Genomic DNA, 16,274 nt, shown 5'->3' with positions numbered 1-16,274 from the left:
GCAACGACGCCATCGGCGAGCGGGATCTCGCACTCGAATCTCATTACTTTGGCATTTCAGCCAGTTTTTGCCACAACCCGGCACTGGCGCTGATCCCCCGATGAAAATCGGTGACGGAGAAGTGTTCGTTCGGACTATGGAGATTGTCAGTATTCTGGCCCCAGCCCAGCAGCAAGGTGTCCAGCCCCAGCACATCCTTGAAGGTCTGAACGACTGGGATCGATCCTCCTTCGCGGATCAGCCGCACGGTGTCAACTCCCCACGCCTCACGAATCGCCTGCGAGGCGGCTTCGATGTAGGGACTAGTGGGATCGAGCACGAAGGCGGGGCAACCGTGATAGCTAGTGAATTCAAACGTGAGCGACGAGGGGCATTTCGATTTGAGAAACGTTTCCAACGATTGCACGATCTTGTGGGGATCTTGGGAAGGCACCAGGCGGCAGGTGATCTTCACGGTCGCCTTCGAAGGAACGATCGTTTTTGGACCGACGCCGGTATAGCCGCTGAACAGTCCGTTCACTTCACACGTTGGTCGAGCCCAACGGCGTTCGGTTGTCGAATATCCGACCTCGCCGAACACCTCTGTGACGCCCAATTCAGCCTTGAAGGCCTCTTCGTCAAACCCGAGATCGGCGAACTGCTTTCGTTCGGCATCGGTGAGCGGCGTCACGTCGTCATAGAAGCCGGGAATCTGCACGCGCCCCTGATCGTCGTGTAACGCCGCGATCAATCTGGCGACGCCGCTGGCAGGGTTTGCGACAGCACCACCAAACACACCCGAATGCAGGTCCTTTTTTGGTCCCGTCAGCGTCATTTCGACCGCGACGATTCCGCGAAGTCCGTAAGTAATTGCGGGCTGATTCGGTCCGTATTGGCTGGTATCACTGACAACGGCCACATCACAGGCAAACGATTTCTTGCGAGCTTCCAGGAAGTCTTCCAGATTGCGACTGCCAACTTCCTCTTCACCTTCAATGACGTATTTCAAATTGACCGGCAGCGCCCCGACAGCATTCAACCAGGCTTCTGCCGACTTGATATGTGTGAAGACTTGACCTTTGTCATCCGTCGCCCCGCGCGCGTAAAGGCAACCGTCTCGCAAGGTCGGCTCGAAGGGAGGAGTCGTCCAGAGATCGAGGGGGTCCGCAGGCTGCACGTCATAGTGGCCATAAACGAGAACGGTCGGTGCACCTGGTGCCTTGAGCCATTCGGCATAGACAATGGGGTGGCCTGCCGTGGGCACGATTTCGGCATTGAATCCCAGTCGAGAAAACTGTCGGTAAACAAATTCGGCCCCACGCAACATGTGCGGTTTGCAGGCAGGATCGGCGCTAACGGTGGGAATGCGCAGAAACTCTTTCAGCTCGTCCACAAACCGATCGGCATGCTGGGTCAGATATTGGGCGACAGTGTCGTTCATCGTGCAATTTTTCCGCCGTGGAGTCGAAGTTGTACATCCCGATGATGTCATCCGGAGGATACAGGGATCGCTCGTCGCGCGGAAGGAAACCGCATTGAATCGCGACCAGCCACACGAGCAGGTGTCAGCCCCTACCCATCACGGCGGATTGAAATCATGAGGCTAGGTACCTTGGCATGCTCGATATCAAAGGGGTTTTGAGTCTGGACAAAGCCTGTTCCCCGCGATTTCAACACGCCGATCAGAATTCCGACACCTGTCGACCGTCATCAATCGTCGACAGATCTCGGTAAGCCGTGACCGAGATCTTGTCGCTGATGAACCTCACCGCGCCGTCAGCCAGTAGAAAATGGGCCCCGCCAGAGTGAAGACTGCCAAACCCTGTTGTTTCGTGGCGTCGTGCTTTGAGCCCCAAATTCAGTTTCACACTGGTATCGCCCAACGCCGCGGCGAGCCCCACGGCAGTTGAACAGTCTGGAACTCCAAGCCATGTCCCATCGCCAACGCCAGCACGATTTTTTTTCTGTGGTGAACCATCCATCCATGGTGAATAACGTTCGCCAACCATCAGGGCATTCGAGACTCCATCCTTGATTTCGCGGATCGTGACGGCGCTGTTCTGCCCGAAGATCCCGCGAAAATTCTGTTGGTCACAGTACCTCCGATCCGGGCCAAAGGAACTACCGACGTTCCCTAGCCGACCAGGGTTTTCCTGCGACTCGCCGACATCGGTTCGCTCGATTCCCCCCAGGTGCGCTGGAACATATCCCACGACGCCAAAATAGGCCGATCTTGGAAAACGCCGGATGGAATCCAAAGGCGCGGGAACCACTTCGCCACCGCGAACTTCCGAATTCACGACGGCGAATTCAAAGAATTGAGATTGAGTCGGATCTGAAGGACAGTGAAACACAGAAAGTTCGGTCGACGCAGGCGTTTCATTGGAAGTGCCGTTCAAACCCAGTGGCAAGTGGAATTGCTCGTAGTCAGGCTTTCGGTCGAGATACGGTAGCAGACTGACTCCCCAACCCCACCCGGTATATGGCCCCTCATTGGCCAGGTGATACCCGGCGGGAAAACAACGGAAGACATCGTGATAATTGTGAAACGCGAGGCCGATCTGCTTCAAATGACATTTACATTGGGTCCGCCGACCGGCTTCGCGGGCTTGCCGAGTCGCTGGTAGCAGGAAGGCAACCAAGACGGCCAGGATCGCCACGACAATCACGAGATCGATCAGAGTGAAACCAGACCGTCGATGGCGGGTCATTGTTGGACTCATATCGATCATTGCTCCTCAATGCGATTGAAGTCGAGCGTTTTCGATCAGGCTTCATCAAAAGTCGCCGACTTCTCGACCGTCGTCAATCGTTGACAGATCTCGGTAAGTCGTGATCGAGATGTTGTCGCTGACGAACCTCACCGCGCCGTCACCCATCAGAAAATGAGCCCCTCCGGTGTGACTACTTCCAAATCCCGTGGTTTCTGCGCGCGTCTTAAAACCCAAGTTTACCTTCACGCTGGTATCTCCCAGAGCGGCCGCCAATCCTGCAGGAGTTGTACAGTCGGGAACACCTAACCACGTTCCGTGGCCGACGGAACCGAGTTCGACATTCGTAGGCACGTAACGCTCACCCAGCAAGAACAGATTGGAAAGACCGTCCTTGATCTCTTCGAACGGAATCCCGCTGTTCTGTCCAAAAGCGCCGCCAAAATTCGGCTGATCGCAATAGCGGCCCGTCTGGGAATACAAACTTCCGACATTCCCCAGACGACCTGGATTTGTCTGAGATTCGCCTGGATCAGTTCGGTCGATCCCCCCTAGTTCCATAGGTAGATATCCGACCACCGGAAAATAGTTCGATCTTGAGAAGACATTGGCCGCATCCTGTGTGGCAGGAATGACGACGCCGTCCTTCACGTCGGAAGTGACGACCGCCAGATGTGGAACATGCCTTGACGCCAATTCGTCGGAAGGGCAGCGATATGCCGAAAGAGCCGGATTCATATGCGGTTTGTTGTACTCATGCTGCAACCCACCATACTGATTGACGCCGTTGTAGTAATTGCTGGCATCGAGATAGGGCGCGATGTGAATTCCCCAGCCCCATCCGGTGTAAGCGCCATCCACGCTTAAGTAGTAGCCGGCGGGCAAGACAGAAAAAGTGTCGTGGTAGTTATGGTACGCGAGGCCAAACTGCTTGAGATTATTCTTGCACTGCGTCCGCCTGGCGGCCTCGCGCGTGTTTCGCAAGTTCGGCAGCAGAAACGCCGCCAGGACGGCAAGGATCGCAATGACAATGACCACATCCGTCAGAGTCAAACCAGCACGAAGATTGTGCGATCGCGATAACTTCATGTCGGCGTTCCTAAATGGAGTCATAGCCGTTCACGAGACAAACCCATTTTCACCGGCAAAGAGTTACTTGATCGCGAATGCCTCATCTTGTGCCTCGCGCTATCCGCGATGAAAATCGCGTCAGTCCCCTATCCGTGAACCATGACAACGAAATCCACAAGGGATTTCAGAAAGTCGACGCTGCAAGATTGAGACAACTCGACGTGGCGTCACTTTATCATGAGCAACTCGCAATCGAAATGAGCGATCAGCAGTGGCCATCAAAAGTCACCGACCGGCCGGCGATCATCAATCGTCGACAGGTCACGATACGTGGTGATCGCGATATTTTCGTTCAGGAACCTGACCGTACCATCCGCCAGCAGGAAGTGTGACCCGCCAGTATGAAAACTGCCAAAGCCAGTCGAGTCATCTCGTCCTTTAGATGCTCGATTCAGCTTCACGCTGGTATCGCCCAGCGCCGCGGCCAGTCCCGCCGATGTCGTACAATCCGGCACACCCAGCCATGTTCCATGGCCGACGCTACCAGGTGAATTACTCGCAGGAGAAGCACGTTCCCCAACCATCAAGACGTTACTGGTCCCATCTTTCATATCCTCCCTTTTTACATTGCTGTTTTGCGCGAAGGTGCCACGAAAGCTGAGTTGATCGCAATAGCGACGTTCCGGCGAATAAGATTCCCCCGTCCTTCCAAGACGCCCGGCATTCTCAAACGTTTCACCCACATCTGCACGCTCAATCCCGCCGAGTTCTGCTGGCAGATACCCTGCAACCCCGAAGTAAACGGACCTTGGAAAGATGTCGGCAGCGTCCACAGTCGCGGGAACGACGACGCCATTTCGGACACCCGAGGTCACCACCGCAAGATGCGGAACAGCCGATGAACCGGGATCAGAAGGACAGCGAAATACAGCCAACAAACGGTTCTTCTCCAATTTGTTGTACTCCTGCTGCAAACCACCTTGAAATTGAATTTGCTCGTACAGGGTTCGTTGGTCAAGGTTCGGCAGAAGACTCACACCCCAGCCCCATCCAGCATAAGGGCCTTCTGGAGGCAGGACATAACCCGCGGGGAAAGAATTATGGGTCTCGTGATAGTTCTGGATCGCCAACCCCATCTGCTTCAGATTATTTTTACACTGAGTCCGCCGGGCGGCTTCGCGGCTTCTCGAAACCGAGGGGAGCAATAAGGCCACTAAAACTGCAATGATCGCCATTACAACGACGAATTCGACGAGTGTTAACCCAGGCCGATGGCGGCGAGCGGCGAGCAGAATCATGGCAGCATCCCTTTTTTGATATGGAAACGGCATGCGTGAGAATCTGTTGTCGGAATCGACGGGACAAAACGAGACGTTTCGTCTGAAGTATTATCGAAGATTTTAGCGGCACAGTTTTGAAATCCAGCCCCCATTTCCGAGAAATCTCGACACTTGTCAGGTGTCTGCTTTTTTGACACTGAGCCCCGAACTATGATGCCCGGACTTTGAGCGGATTCATGCAAGCGGTTTTGCACACATCCGGCGTACGCGGGCATCGCCGCCAGCAACAATCCGTCGTGCAGTTGGCGATTCAGAAACGTGAGACAACATGACAGGTGCGCGCTGGATCTCGATTGGATGCATTTTTTGTGGGCTGGCCGTGGCCTTCGGTGCGTTCGCGGCCCATGGATTGAATCAGGTCTTCACCGAAAAGTACGCGGGACAGACACGGGATTTCGCCGGACAAACCGTACCGCTCGCCACCAAGTTCTTGAACGACTTTCGCACGGGCGCCGAGTACCAGATGTATCACGGACTAGCACTGATCGCGGTCGGCCTAGTCTCTGAACGCCGCCCCTCGCGGATGACGTCGATCGCCGGGTGGGCATTCGCGATTGGAATCGTCCTGTTCTCGGGCAGCCTGTACACACTCACCCTCACAGGCGCCACCAAGTGGGGTGCCGTAACACCTTTGGGGGGCGTCGCCTTCTTAGTCGGCTGGCTCTTTCTCGCCATTTCAGCCATCGGCCGAGCCACATCCCCTGCCCTATCAAGCTATTAAGCACTTACTCTGTGTCTCCGTGCCTCTGAATCTCTCCCACCCCGCTGGGACCACGTGTAAGTTGCACGTACTTCGGGGGGCACAAGGGCAGGATGAGGAGACACAGAGACCTCGTATTGCCAATACCTGAGGGTGCGGATGTTTCTCGCTCTTAAGAAATAGATTCATTTTTCGCTGCGTCTATTGTTTTAATCATTTGGACGACTAAGATTTCAGTTGAGACAGCCGCATAGCCAACTGGAATTGTGCGTTTTATGAAATCTTCGCTGGAACATGACGACGAACAGTTTTTGCAGAGCCTGCAACGGCTCGGCGAGATGACTGTCCCCGCCTTGTGTGCGGCGAGTGGCGTGACGGCAACCGCGGTTCGGCAACGGCTGAATCGCCTGCAATCACTGGGTCTAGTCGATCGCGAAACGATCCGTGCCGGACGCGGGCGGCCGCATCACACCTATCGAATCACAAGCCAGGGCCGCAGTCGGCTGGGCGATAATTATACAGAGCTCGCCCGACTCCTCTGGAGCGAACTGAGTTCGATCGACGAGCCCGATATTCGTCACCGCGTGACGGGTCGCATTCGGGATGCGATGGTTCGCCAATACGGGGCCAACGTGAATGGCCCGGAACTGGCGAGTCGGTTTGCTCAATTAGGAACAGCGTTGTCCTCTCGCGGCTTTTCGGTCGAAGTGGACTCACGCGAAATGACCTCACATGAAATGCTGCCAATCCTGCGGGAAAACCACTGCCCCTATCACGATTTGGCGCAGCAGGACCGCGGGATTTGCGAGCTCGAACAACAGGTATTTGAACAAGTCTTGGGTGTGCCATTGACGCTCGCATCGTGTTGTCGTGATGGACACCACTGCTGTGAATTTCATCCGGCATGATCATTCGTAATTGAGATATGGAACGGTCGACAGAACTGCTTCGGCGCAAGCCGGAACGTAGCCTTGGATGAAAGCCGGGACGGTTGATGGTAGAGTTGGGGCTCCAGAAATCTTCACAATTCAGTGTGCCCGACTCAACCTTTCAAACAAGAAACGGACGGAGCAACCATGACGACCTGGATTGAAGGACGCTTTGAGGAAAACGTCATCACCACATCGCTGGAACAGGCGATGAACTGGGCTCGGCAATCCAGTATTTGGCCGATGACATTCGGTCTGGCATGTTGTGCCATCGAGATGATGGCCGCAGGCGCCAGCCGGTTTGATATGGACCGTTTTGGCGCGGGTGCATTCCGCGCGACGCCACGTCAAGCCGACCTGATGATCGTCGCCGGAACCGTCACCTACAAAATGGCCAGTCGAGTGCGTCGTCTGTACGAACAAATGCCCGATCCGAAATATGTCATCGCCATGGGTGCCTGCACCGTCGGTGGTGGCCCTTATTTCAAGTACGGCTACCATGTTGTTAAGGGAGTCGATCTGGTCGTCCCGGTCGACGTGTACGTGCCAGGCTGCCCGCCGCGGCCGGAAGCATTGCTCGAAGGATTGATGCGAATTCAAGACAAAATTAAAGCTAAGAAGATCACGCGATCGCTCGAAGTCTTGCCGATGCCGCATCACACCGGCCGAGTCGCATTGCCCGTCACGCAAAGTTTAAGCGAACTCGTTTAGCCACAGGCTGTCGCCGCATCGACCAGATGTGTGCGAGCCTTTTCCCGTGTTTGAATCTCACCTTTTAGTCACGAGTTTTTTTACGCAATGTCCAGCCTGCTCAAGATTACCGATCTGCATGTTTCCGTTGATGAGAAGCCCATTCTCAAAGGCGTCAGTCTCGAAATCCGTCAGGGAGAAATCCATGCCTTGATGGGACCGAATGGATCGGGCAAGAGCACGCTGGCGTATACCCTGGTGGGACATCCCAAATACGAAGTGACGTCTGGAACCATCGAAGTCGATGGCACACCGCTGAACGACCTGGACCCTTGTGAACGAGCCCGCCTGGGATTGTTCCTGGCGTTTCAGTATCCGGTCACAATTCCGGGTGTAAAAGTGGCAGACTTCCTGCGGCACGCCGTCACGAACATCCGCAATCCCGCCCGGAAGGAAGGCGAAGGTCTGATTCCGATGCGGGATTTCCGGAAGGAATTGAAAGACCGCATGGAAGAACTGGGGATGGACGTCGAGTTCGCTCGTCGATACCTGAACGAGGGATTCTCGGGTGGTGAAAAGAAGCGAATGGAAATTCTGCAACTCGCAATGCTGCAGCCCAAGTTCGCCATCCTTGACGAAACCGACAGCGGTCTCGACAGCGATGCCGTGCGGGTCGTCAGCGAAGGTTTGCGGAAACTGGCGGGTCCGCAAATGGGTGTGCTGATCATCACTCACCACGAACGGTTGCTGGAATACAACATTCCTCAATTCACGCATGTGATGCTGGCCGGACGAATCGTCGAAACCGGAGATGCCTCATTAGCGCACGAACTGCACAATCACGGCTATGCCACAATTCGTGAGCGGCACCCGACTGAAGCGGCGGAAGAACAAGAACGACAGAAAGCCGCCCCTGCGACGACACCTGCCTTAAAATAATCGGCCCTCATACGAAGGCGGGAAATCAGGTCGAGATCGACGAAATGCCTCGCAGCGGTGGATCGCCATCACGGGAACGAGATTCAAAACAGCAGGCCCGCCCTGCACGGCTCGATGGATCTGTGAATCGGACGACTGAACGACATTCCTATCTTGCAACGGCGCAACAAGGCGAGATAGACAGGCTATAAGGCAGGACCATTCTGCCGGGAAGTTAGAACGAAGATGACGACAGAATTGCCAGTTGTTGAAGACGAAATCGGCGTGGGCGACTACCAGTATGGATTCCACGATCCGACGGACAAGTATGTGTTTCAGAGCCGACGCGGGCTGGATCGCGACATCGTCCATCAGATTTCTGAGATGAAAAGCGAACCCGCGTGGATGCGGGAATTCCGCCTCGAAGCACTGGATCTGTTCTATCAGAAGCCAATGCCCACGTGGGGCGGCGACATGCGCGACCTCGATTTCCAGAACATGTTTTACTACGTCAAGGCGTCGGAAAGACAAGAGAAGTCGTGGGAAGACGTGCCCGATGACATCCGGAAGACCTACGACCGGTTGGGCATCCCCGAAGCAGAAAAGAAGTATCTCGCTGGCGTGAAGGCTCAGTACGAGTCCGAAGTCGTCTACGGCAGTTTGCAGGAAGACCTTGCCAAACAAGGCGTGATCTTCACGGACACCGATTCGGCCGTCCGCGACTACCCGGATCTGGTCCGTGAATACTTCGGGACCATTATTCCCTCGGCAGACAACAAGTTCGCCGCACTGAATTCAGCCGTTTGGTCGGGTGGTTCGTTCATTTACGTCCCCAAGGGTGTGAAGATCGAATTTCCGCTGCAGGCCTACTTCCGCATCAACACCCAGAACATGGGACAGTTCGAGCGGACGCTGATCATCGTCGACGAAGGCGCCTCGGTGCATTACGTCGAAGGATGTACGGCCCCAACCTACAGTAGTGACAGCTTGCATTCGGCCGTCGTGGAGATCATGGTCAAACGCGGTGGACGCTGCCGGTACACAACAATCCAGAACTGGTCGAACAACGTCTACAACCTGGTGACGAAGCGAGCCAAGGCGTACGGCGATTCGCTGATGGAATGGGTTGACGGGAATCTGGGTTCGAAACTGACGATGAAGTACCCCGCCATCTACTTGATGGAACCCGGGGCTCGCGGTGAAACGTTGTCGATCGCGTTCGCTGGCAAAGGACAACATCAGGACGCGGGCGCGAAGATGGTCCACTGTGCTCCGTACACTTCAAGCCGCGTGATTTCGAAGAGCATTTCGAAAGATGGCGGCCGGGCTGGATACCGAGGACTCGTCAAAGCCACGCATGATGCGCATCACTGCAAGAGCAACGTCGTCTGCGACGCGTTGATTCTCGATTCGCACAGCCGTAGCGATACGTATCCTTACATCGAAGTGAATCACGACAACCTGACGATCGAACACGAAGCCTCGGTTTCGAAGATCGCGGAAGAACAGCTGCTGTACCTGATGAGCCGCGGCATGTCCGAAACCGAAGCCTCGGCCATGATCGTCACCGGATTCATCGAACCGCTCGTGAAAGAGCTGCCGATGGAATATGCCGTGGAAATGAATCGCCTGATCGAGCTGCAGATGGAAGGAAGTGTCGGCTAATTCCCGACATGGATTGACTCTTGTGTACTCGGACGTTTCGCAAGCCATGTGGAACGTCCGAGTACAGACCATCGGCGGTCGATTCTTGATTGACGAATGCGTCTTGAGTTGCCGTGTGGCAATGCCCGCGGGAACCCATTGCGATTTCGAGCAACACGATCACGTAGTCCATTGCGGCCGAGACGTCATCCGATTCTTCCGTCACCATCAATTGCATTCTATTTTCAAACACTGAAAAATTCTGGACCCATGTTGACTGCATCCACTCTCCGAACGACTTCCTTTGACGCGACTGCGTTCGAGCAGTTCCTCGCCACGCGTTCTGAACCCGCGTGGGTCACAGACCAGCGACGTGCGGCATTCGAGACCTACCGTGAACTACTGGTCACCGAACTCGATCCCGAAGAGTGGAAACGCGTCGACATTCGCGCCTTTCGTCCCGAGAAGTTCTCGCTTCCCGTCGCGGCTCAAGCGGATGAATCCGCCAAGTCGAGCGCGGCATTCGGTACGCTGCTGGCCGACCGAGCCGAATTTGCAGGCGTCGTTTCACATGTCGATGGCGTCTGCAACCGTTCGACGCTCGACGAAAAATGGGCGCAGAAGGGTGTACTGTTCGGGAACCTGAGCGATCTTGTCCGTAGTCATGGCGATGTGCTCAGGCCGCACCTCCTGACAAAGGCAGTCAAACCAGACGCAGACCGATTCGCGGCTTGGCACGCCGCATTCTGGACGGGTGGCACAGTCCTGTATGTTCCACGCAACGTGCAAGTGACCGAACCGCTGTACAGCCTGATTGGACTGGCCGCCGATGGCGTTGCCGATTTCAGCCACACCCTGATCATCCTCGAAGAAGGCGCTTCGGCGACGCTGCTCGAAGAGACGTCCTCCGCATCGCTAAGCACCACCGGACTCCACGTCGGCGCTATCGAGTTGCTGCTGGCGCCACGGTCGAACTTGCGATATGTCCAGCTTCAAAACTGGAACGAGAAAGTCTGGCACTTTGCGCATCAGGTTGGTCGTGTCGAGGCCGACGCTTCGCTCCAATGGACTGCAGGCGCATTAGGGGCCAAACTGGCGCATGTCCATCAAGACGTGTTCCTGGACGGCAAGGGTGCCTCGGCCGAAGTGAATGGCGTAACGTTCGCAACAGAGCGCCAAGTCATTTCCTACTACACGCAGCAGACTCATAACGCTCCGAACACACGTAGCGACTTACTTTACAAAGACGTTGTTCGTGACAAAGCCCGCTGCATCTGGCGCGGGATGATCAAGGTCGCCGTGGACGCTCAAAAAACGGACGGCTATCAGCGGAATGACAGCTTGTTGATGAGCGATGAATGTCGCGCGGACGCGATCCCGGGCCTGGAAATCGAGGCCGATGACGTTCGCTGCACACACGGTGCAACCTGTGGGCGTGTCGACGAAGAACAACTTTTCTACTGCATGTGCCGCGGACTGAATCGGACGGAAGCCATGCATATGATCGTCGAAGGATTCTTCCAGCGAGTTTACGACCGGATTCCGATTGAGATTGTCCGCGAGACGCTCGGCCAGGCCGTCGAACGCAAGCTGGGTATCGGCGGCGAATAGTTGACGCCCCCGAGACGCCCCACTGTTCCAGATCCTTTGATTGTTCCGATAAGAAATTGCCTTTATGTCAGAATTTGAACGTGTTGCGGCGGTGAGCGAGATTCAGCCTGGTGGCCGTCTGTCGATTCTGGTCGACGATATCCCCTCGCTACTGGTCCGAATCGGAGACGAATTCTTCGCAATCGAAGACGTCTGTTCGCACGATGGGCAACCGTTGACAAATGGTCCTGTCGAGAATTGCGCGATCACCTGTCCCCGCCACGGGGCACGCTTTGATCTGCGCACCGGTCGACCGCTGTGCATGCCCGCCATTGAACCGATCACCGTTTTTGAAGTCCAAGTTCGCGGTGACGAAATTTTCGTAAGGTCCCAGTCATGACAACAGAAACAGGCTCGTTACCAATCGCCCCCGCTTCCGGTTGCTGTTCCGAAACACCCGCCTCCGAAAAACTGCCGGTCGCGACGGAATCCAAGTCATCGAGTGGTTGCTGCTCTGATACAGCCACGATTCCGGCCCCGTCAGTTCCGGTCGAGTCGGCAGTCAGTGCGTCGTCCGTCGACGCGGGGACAACGACAGAAGGATCTGCTGGTGAGACGGCCTCAACTGGGGATGCAACGCCACCTGATGACACGGCGTTGATCGATGCACTGCGCGAAGTGATCGATCCCGAACTGATGATCAACATCGTCGATCTGGGACTGGTCTATTCGATCAATCAGACGGACAAAAAAGTGCTGGTCGAAATGACACTGACCAGCCCTGCCTGTCCGGCCGGCCCGCAGATCATTTCGCAGGCCAAGATGTCACTTGAGAAGCTAGCCGGTGTCGAAACGGCAGAGATCAAGCTGACCATGTCGCCACCCTGGACTCCAGATCGAATGACGGACGAAGCCCGCGACCAACTCGGCATTTTTTAACCGTCTTTTTTTCTCTGCGTCTCCGAAATCTCGACCTTCTTCACGAGGTCCACGTGGGCGTTTTCCGCACGCCTAATGACACGTTGGCGATGCGGAACGCACGGAGACACAGTGGGATCCCCCACCGATCAACCGTCTTTTGACGGGTTCTGATCGGGACCAGACTGTGGGACGACATTCAGTTGCGGGCGAGCGATCTGCTCGCCGTAAAGATTCTCGGCGCTCGCATGTCGCTGACTGATGTTCAACGAGGCGTCGCCTTCGTTGTCCGGCTCGCCGCGACCCAGATTGAGAATACCGATGGCAAGGTAAAACAGGCCGACACCGACCATGCCACCGACCGCCATCCAGCCGGTCATCCAATGATTGATGATCGCACCCAGGCCAGCCGCCGACAACGCACAAATGGCGACGGCAAAAGCCATTCGGCTCGCCGGATTCTGCGTGATTGACTTGAGAGAATTCGTCACCTTCGGCATTTCGTAATCCTTGCATCCCTTGGCGAAATCGTCTGCTGAAATCCCAGAATTCAGCGGAACTTCACACCTGGTGAAGCTCCAAGCCGGAATCGACACATTGATGAACTCGCCGCGTGCTGGCCAACGAGCATGCGGGCGATGTTCGAGTCCCAGTCTGGACAAAGCGACTGTGCCATGTGCTCCATCGAACCTCGAGAAATCCATTCAGACGCAGATCGAGCCCCCTGACGTCAACAGACGGCCAAGCAGCCAAATCGATCCGGCATCATGAATGCCTCGTGTAAGCGAGCATCAGACAAAAACACGTTCCGTCTGATGCTCCATCCAATCTTTCGTCACGAAAGTAAGGGGATCCTTACAGGCTGGCAGTGTGGACGGCCGCAGCCGCGGCGGCAACTGGTGCCATTTTTGTCAGAATCGTCGCAATCATGATGTAGACCGGAATTCCGACCGTCACGTTGTAGCTGAAAGTCACGCCCAGCGACGCCGCCAACGGCAACGTCGGGCTGGCCTCGGGAATGGCCAGTCGCTGCACCGCCGGCACAGCAATGTAAGACGAGGCGCCACACAGCACCGCGAACAGTACATACGTTCCCACGTCAAAAGGTTGCCCCAGGAACATGCTGTATGCATGGGCAATCAGCATTCCCGCCGTCGCGAAGACATTCGGAGCAATCAGCGCGAAGGCCACGAACTGCCAGCCCGCGTCACCCAAATCCTTCAGCTTCTTCGAGGCCGTCATTCCCATTTCCAACAAGAAGACGCACAACAACCCGTGGAACAAATTCACGAACAACGCGTCGTCCGTTTTCGTGACGGACTCGCCTTGCAATCGCGAGATAAAGCCGATCGCAATTCCACCGAACAACAGGAAGATGCCTGGATTCAGAAACACTTCATGCAGTGTTTCTTTATTCATGAACGCGCTGCCCTTCTTGACCGGAAGATCTTGCGGATCGAGATTCACTTGCTGCAGAGCCAGATGAGCTTCCGCCTCGTCAGCCTGGTAATCTGATCCGGACGCATCTGCCCCATAGCTGCCCCCGTGATGATTTGCTCCACCGCGACCTGAGCTTCCACCGGTTGACTTCGTGATCGTCGAACCACCTTGCGAGCGTGAGGCGACAACTTTGTGCCCTGCCCCGACCGTGGCCATTTCTTCTTCAAGTTCGTCTTCATGCTCGTCGGCATGTTCCGTCTCGGCCGTTTCGCCGAGATGTCGCGGAGCAGCGACCATCGCCTGGCGGAACCGGTTGTAACCCAATTCGCCGGGCATGTTCCCGGCAGCGTCCATTCCGGCTTGACGCATCTTAGCGATGAGATACAGAGCCACCAGACAGCCTGGAATTTCCATGATGGCCAGCATGACTGGCATATAAGGGGCGTAGGCAATATGAGCGGCCGCCAACACACCCGTGCACGTGACGAACGTTCCCGCCGAATCCGAGCCATAATAACCGGCGACCGTCGCAGCATCGATTTTACGGAGCTTTGTCGTCCAACGCAGAATGACGTATGCGGCGATTCCGATCACGAAGTTTGTCAGTGCTCCGATCAGCATGAAGCCCGCCGCCTGTGCGTACAGATGCGGTTCAAGACCAGCGAGCTCTTCCCCACCCTTCCAGCCGATCGAAAGCAGCAGATAAATCGTGAGCCCCTGATAGACCGCCTTGGGGAATTCCAATTTCACATGCAGGATGGGGATCAGGAATCCCGCGTAGAAAAACAGCAACAGTGGCTTGAACAGGTTATGGGTGAAATTGTGGATGAATTCGTTCAGCACGGCGATTTTCTCCTGAGCGTTGAAAAAGAAAACCTGACTCACCACTCACGAAGAGTAGCGAGCTAGATCAGAGCCTCGGGACGCAGTGGGCGTGCCGAAGTTGGCTGCTGTCAGAAACTTCAGCTTAATTGCTGAAGCGTGTGACGAACCCAACATCACCAGCTACCGGCAAGTGCTTTCTAAGATTTGACTTAGTCATCACACCGAGCAACAAGATCTTTGGGGAGACCCACACAATGTCTTCCCCTGATCGCCAGACGATGCCTTAAAAATGCGCATCGTATTTGCCGCATCCTACGGCACGCATTGATCAAGGGAACTGATTGAAGTCCCTCTGAAATAGATCAATCATGAGGCGCGGTCAACGGCGGAGAGCCTATTGCTTACCGACTTTTAATTGAGTCGTCAAAGTTCACGCACCTTCACAACAAGCCTGTCGAAATCGTCACCCAAGGTCAATCACAGGTCAACATTGAAGTTAACGAAAACGCCATAAAACAGGCCTTTAAATGTCATCAGCCAGTGGAGCTCCACTGGCTGATGCGCGAACTTCACGATCAGTACATTCACTCCGATTTGATGCGATCATCGCACGGTATGAAGCCCCATTTAAGCAATGCAGGCATCCAGTCCCTCATTCTGATTTCTAAGAGCCCTCAACAACCGTCGCCATTTTCTCAAGCATCTCATTTCATCGTTTTTCATCCAACACAAGATCGAGACCGTTTTTCTCGATACGCAGAGGATTTTATTGAGATTGTTGCTTTGTTATTGAGAGATGAAGTGGCACGCCACGAGGTCCTGAATCGACACATTCTCGATTGCGCTAAATGCCCATTGCGCGGATTTCAGCAGCACCATCTAAGTAATACGGACACAGGCTACGAGTGTGTCGTCAAATTATGAATCGAGAATACGCCTTACAGCCTGTTGAGATCGAGGAACTGGCTCTTCAACGATTCGAAAGCGCACAACATTGCGAGACCCCGGCTGCCTGCCCCCTTAATTCGTTAAGCTGCTAAAACCACTCATTGTCATGTCGTGGTGCCGCTCGTGAACCTTCAAACCTGAATTGACAACTCATTGCGGGCAGGCCAATGAGTCTGCGGACGACTTCTCAAGGTCGGTCAGGTCAGAACGACAGTGCCGCTAGTGCGTCGAGGTCGCCAAATCTCGAGGGCGGGTGACGGTGATCACAGCCTCTGCTACGAGATTCTCAGCTCCCGATGCGGCAGGATGCATGGGCAATATGGACTCACGTCGCTGAAGCGGCACAACCACAAATTGATCCACCAACCCGGCGATCAAATAGGCTCCGGCGATCGCAGCAAATCCGACGGCGGGAAAATGGCTACTTGCCAGACCAAACAACGCTCCAATTGCCGCGCACCCCGAGGCGGAATAACAGCTCATGGCAACAGGGCACAACGACGACTGAAAGTTCGACATACGCGACGGATGCATCTTCGGAAATCCTTTATTCAAGATCGACCGCAAGTTC

At 55.2% G+C, this 16,274-nt stretch carries 15 protein-coding genes; 8 read left to right on the top strand and 7 right to left on the bottom strand.

Going from position 1 to position 16,274, the window contains the following annotated elements:
• Nucleotides 1-43: 43 nt before the first annotated feature.
• The 4 genes from OSO_RS0135750 to OSO_RS0135735 form a co-directional block, all read right to left on the bottom strand.
• Nucleotides 44-1,420 (bottom strand): dipeptidase, encoded by a 1,377-nt coding sequence (locus OSO_RS0135750; RefSeq protein ID WP_010587607.1) that lies wholly within the window; start codon nucleotides 1,418-1,420, stop codon nucleotides 44-46.
• Nucleotides 1,421-1,661: 241 nt separating this feature from the next.
• Nucleotides 1,662-2,690 (bottom strand): DUF1559 family PulG-like putative transporter, encoded by a 1,029-nt coding sequence (locus tag OSO_RS0135745; RefSeq protein ID WP_237729385.1) that lies wholly within the window; start codon nucleotides 2,688-2,690, stop codon nucleotides 1,662-1,664.
• Nucleotides 2,691-2,756: 66 nt separating this feature from the next.
• Entirely contained in the window at nucleotides 2,757-3,779 is a 1,023-nt protein-coding gene (locus OSO_RS0135740) for a DUF1559 domain-containing protein (RefSeq protein ID WP_010587605.1), read from the bottom strand.
• A gap of 260 nt (nucleotides 3,780-4,039) precedes the next feature.
• On the bottom strand, nucleotides 4,040-5,059 hold the full coding sequence (locus OSO_RS0135735; RefSeq protein ID WP_010587604.1) for a DUF1559 family PulG-like putative transporter: 1,020 nt from the start codon (nucleotides 5,057-5,059) through the stop codon (nucleotides 4,040-4,042).
• Nucleotides 5,060-5,369: 310 nt separating this feature from the next.
• Here OSO_RS0135735 and OSO_RS0135725 point away from each other — a divergent pair, with 310 nt between their 5' ends.
• The 8 genes from OSO_RS0135725 (at nucleotide 5,370) to OSO_RS50235 (ending at nucleotide 12,511) form a co-directional block, all read left to right on the top strand.
• Complete coding sequence (locus OSO_RS0135725) at nucleotides 5,370-5,822, top strand: DUF423 domain-containing protein (protein WP_010587603.1); 453 nt, start codon at nucleotides 5,370-5,372, stop codon at nucleotides 5,820-5,822.
• A 254-nt stretch (nucleotides 5,823-6,076) separates the two neighbouring features.
• Entirely contained in the window at nucleotides 6,077-6,709 is a 633-nt protein-coding gene (locus tag OSO_RS0135720) for a helix-turn-helix transcriptional regulator (RefSeq protein WP_010587602.1), read from the top strand.
• A 168-nt stretch (nucleotides 6,710-6,877) separates the two neighbouring features.
• Nucleotides 6,878-7,441 (top strand): NADH-quinone oxidoreductase subunit B, encoded by a 564-nt coding sequence (locus OSO_RS0135715; protein WP_010587601.1) that lies wholly within the window; start codon nucleotides 6,878-6,880, stop codon nucleotides 7,439-7,441.
• A gap of 87 nt (nucleotides 7,442-7,528) precedes the next feature.
• Nucleotides 7,529-8,359 carry a Fe-S cluster assembly ATPase SufC gene (gene sufC / locus OSO_RS0135710; RefSeq protein ID WP_010587600.1) on the top strand — a complete coding sequence of 277 codons (831 nt, stop codon included), beginning with the start codon at nucleotides 7,529-7,531 and terminating at the stop codon, nucleotides 8,357-8,359.
• A 225-nt stretch (nucleotides 8,360-8,584) separates the two neighbouring features.
• Complete coding sequence (gene sufB, locus OSO_RS0135705) at nucleotides 8,585-10,003, top strand: Fe-S cluster assembly protein SufB (RefSeq protein WP_010587599.1); 1,419 nt, start codon at nucleotides 8,585-8,587, stop codon at nucleotides 10,001-10,003.
• 249 nt (nucleotides 10,004-10,252) lie between these two features.
• Nucleotides 10,253-11,593, top strand: coding sequence for a Fe-S cluster assembly protein SufD (gene sufD, locus OSO_RS0135700; RefSeq protein ID WP_029247814.1), 1,341 nt, complete (start codon nucleotides 10,253-10,255; stop codon nucleotides 11,591-11,593).
• Between the two features lie 64 nt (nucleotides 11,594-11,657).
• The gene (locus OSO_RS0135695; RefSeq protein WP_010587597.1) at nucleotides 11,658-11,972 is read left to right on the top strand and encodes a non-heme iron oxygenase ferredoxin subunit; all 315 of its coding nucleotides are present in this window, start codon (nucleotides 11,658-11,660) and stop codon (nucleotides 11,970-11,972) included.
• Entirely contained in the window at nucleotides 11,969-12,511 is a 543-nt protein-coding gene (locus OSO_RS50235) for a metal-sulfur cluster assembly factor (RefSeq protein ID WP_010587596.1), read from the top strand. Before OSO_RS0135695 ends, OSO_RS50235 begins: the two co-directional genes overlap by 4 nt.
• A gap of 128 nt (nucleotides 12,512-12,639) precedes the next feature.
• Here OSO_RS50235 and OSO_RS51125 read toward each other — a convergent pair whose 3' ends face one another.
• The 3 genes from OSO_RS51125 to OSO_RS0135665 form a co-directional block, all read right to left on the bottom strand.
• Nucleotides 12,640-12,990 (bottom strand): hypothetical protein, encoded by a 351-nt coding sequence (locus OSO_RS51125; RefSeq protein ID WP_157605925.1) that lies wholly within the window; start codon nucleotides 12,988-12,990, stop codon nucleotides 12,640-12,642.
• Between the two features lie 355 nt (nucleotides 12,991-13,345).
• The gene (locus OSO_RS46435) at nucleotides 13,346-14,773 is read right to left on the bottom strand and encodes a sodium-dependent bicarbonate transport family permease (protein ID WP_050986296.1); all 1,428 of its coding nucleotides are present in this window, start codon (nucleotides 14,771-14,773) and stop codon (nucleotides 13,346-13,348) included.
• Nucleotides 14,774-15,922: 1,149 nt separating this feature from the next.
• On the bottom strand, nucleotides 15,923-16,237 hold the full coding sequence (locus tag OSO_RS0135665; protein ID WP_157605922.1) for a hypothetical protein: 315 nt from the start codon (nucleotides 16,235-16,237) through the stop codon (nucleotides 15,923-15,925).
• Between the last annotated feature and the right edge of the window lie 37 nt (nucleotides 16,238-16,274).

The organism is Schlesneria paludicola DSM 18645 (genome assembly GCF_000255655.1).
Classification (GTDB): domain Bacteria; phylum Planctomycetota; class Planctomycetia; order Planctomycetales; family Planctomycetaceae; genus Schlesneria; species Schlesneria paludicola.
This window is presented reverse-complemented; position numbering and strand designations above follow the sequence as displayed.

What these genes read in the sequence shown, in the direction of transcription:
- sufD (WP_029247814.1), top strand. Translation starts at nt 10,253, where the DNA reads ATGTTGACTGCATCCACTCTCCGAACGACTTCCTTTGACGCGACTGCG.
- OSO_RS0135720 (WP_010587602.1), top strand. Translation starts at nt 6,077, where the DNA reads ATGAAATCTTCGCTGGAACATGACGACGAACAGTTTTTGCAGAGCCTG.
- sufB (WP_010587599.1), top strand. Translation starts at nt 8,585, where the DNA reads ATGACGACAGAATTGCCAGTTGTTGAAGACGAAATCGGCGTGGGCGAC.
- OSO_RS0135745 (WP_237729385.1), bottom strand. Translation starts at nt 2,690, where the DNA reads ATGACCCGCCATCGACGGTCTGGTTTCACTCTGATCGATCTCGTGATT.
- sufC (WP_010587600.1), top strand. Translation starts at nt 7,529, where the DNA reads ATGTCCAGCCTGCTCAAGATTACCGATCTGCATGTTTCCGTTGATGAG.
- OSO_RS0135750 (WP_010587607.1), bottom strand. Translation starts at nt 1,420, where the DNA reads ATGAACGACACTGTCGCCCAATATCTGACCCAGCATGCCGATCGGTTT.
- OSO_RS0135695 (WP_010587597.1), top strand. Translation starts at nt 11,658, where the DNA reads ATGTCAGAATTTGAACGTGTTGCGGCGGTGAGCGAGATTCAGCCTGGT.
- OSO_RS50235 (WP_010587596.1), top strand. Translation starts at nt 11,969, where the DNA reads ATGACAACAGAAACAGGCTCGTTACCAATCGCCCCCGCTTCCGGTTGC.
- OSO_RS51125 (WP_157605925.1), bottom strand. Translation starts at nt 12,990, where the DNA reads ATGCCGAAGGTGACGAATTCTCTCAAGTCAATCACGCAGAATCCGGCG.
- OSO_RS0135725 (WP_010587603.1), top strand. Translation starts at nt 5,370, where the DNA reads ATGACAGGTGCGCGCTGGATCTCGATTGGATGCATTTTTTGTGGGCTG.
- OSO_RS0135715 (WP_010587601.1), top strand. Translation starts at nt 6,878, where the DNA reads ATGACGACCTGGATTGAAGGACGCTTTGAGGAAAACGTCATCACCACA.
- OSO_RS0135740 (WP_010587605.1), bottom strand. Translation starts at nt 3,779, where the DNA reads ATGAAGTTATCGCGATCGCACAATCTTCGTGCTGGTTTGACTCTGACG.
- OSO_RS0135735 (WP_010587604.1), bottom strand. Translation starts at nt 5,059, where the DNA reads ATGATTCTGCTCGCCGCTCGCCGCCATCGGCCTGGGTTAACACTCGTC.
- OSO_RS0135665 (WP_157605922.1), bottom strand. Translation starts at nt 16,237, where the DNA reads ATGCATCCGTCGCGTATGTCGAACTTTCAGTCGTCGTTGTGCCCTGTT.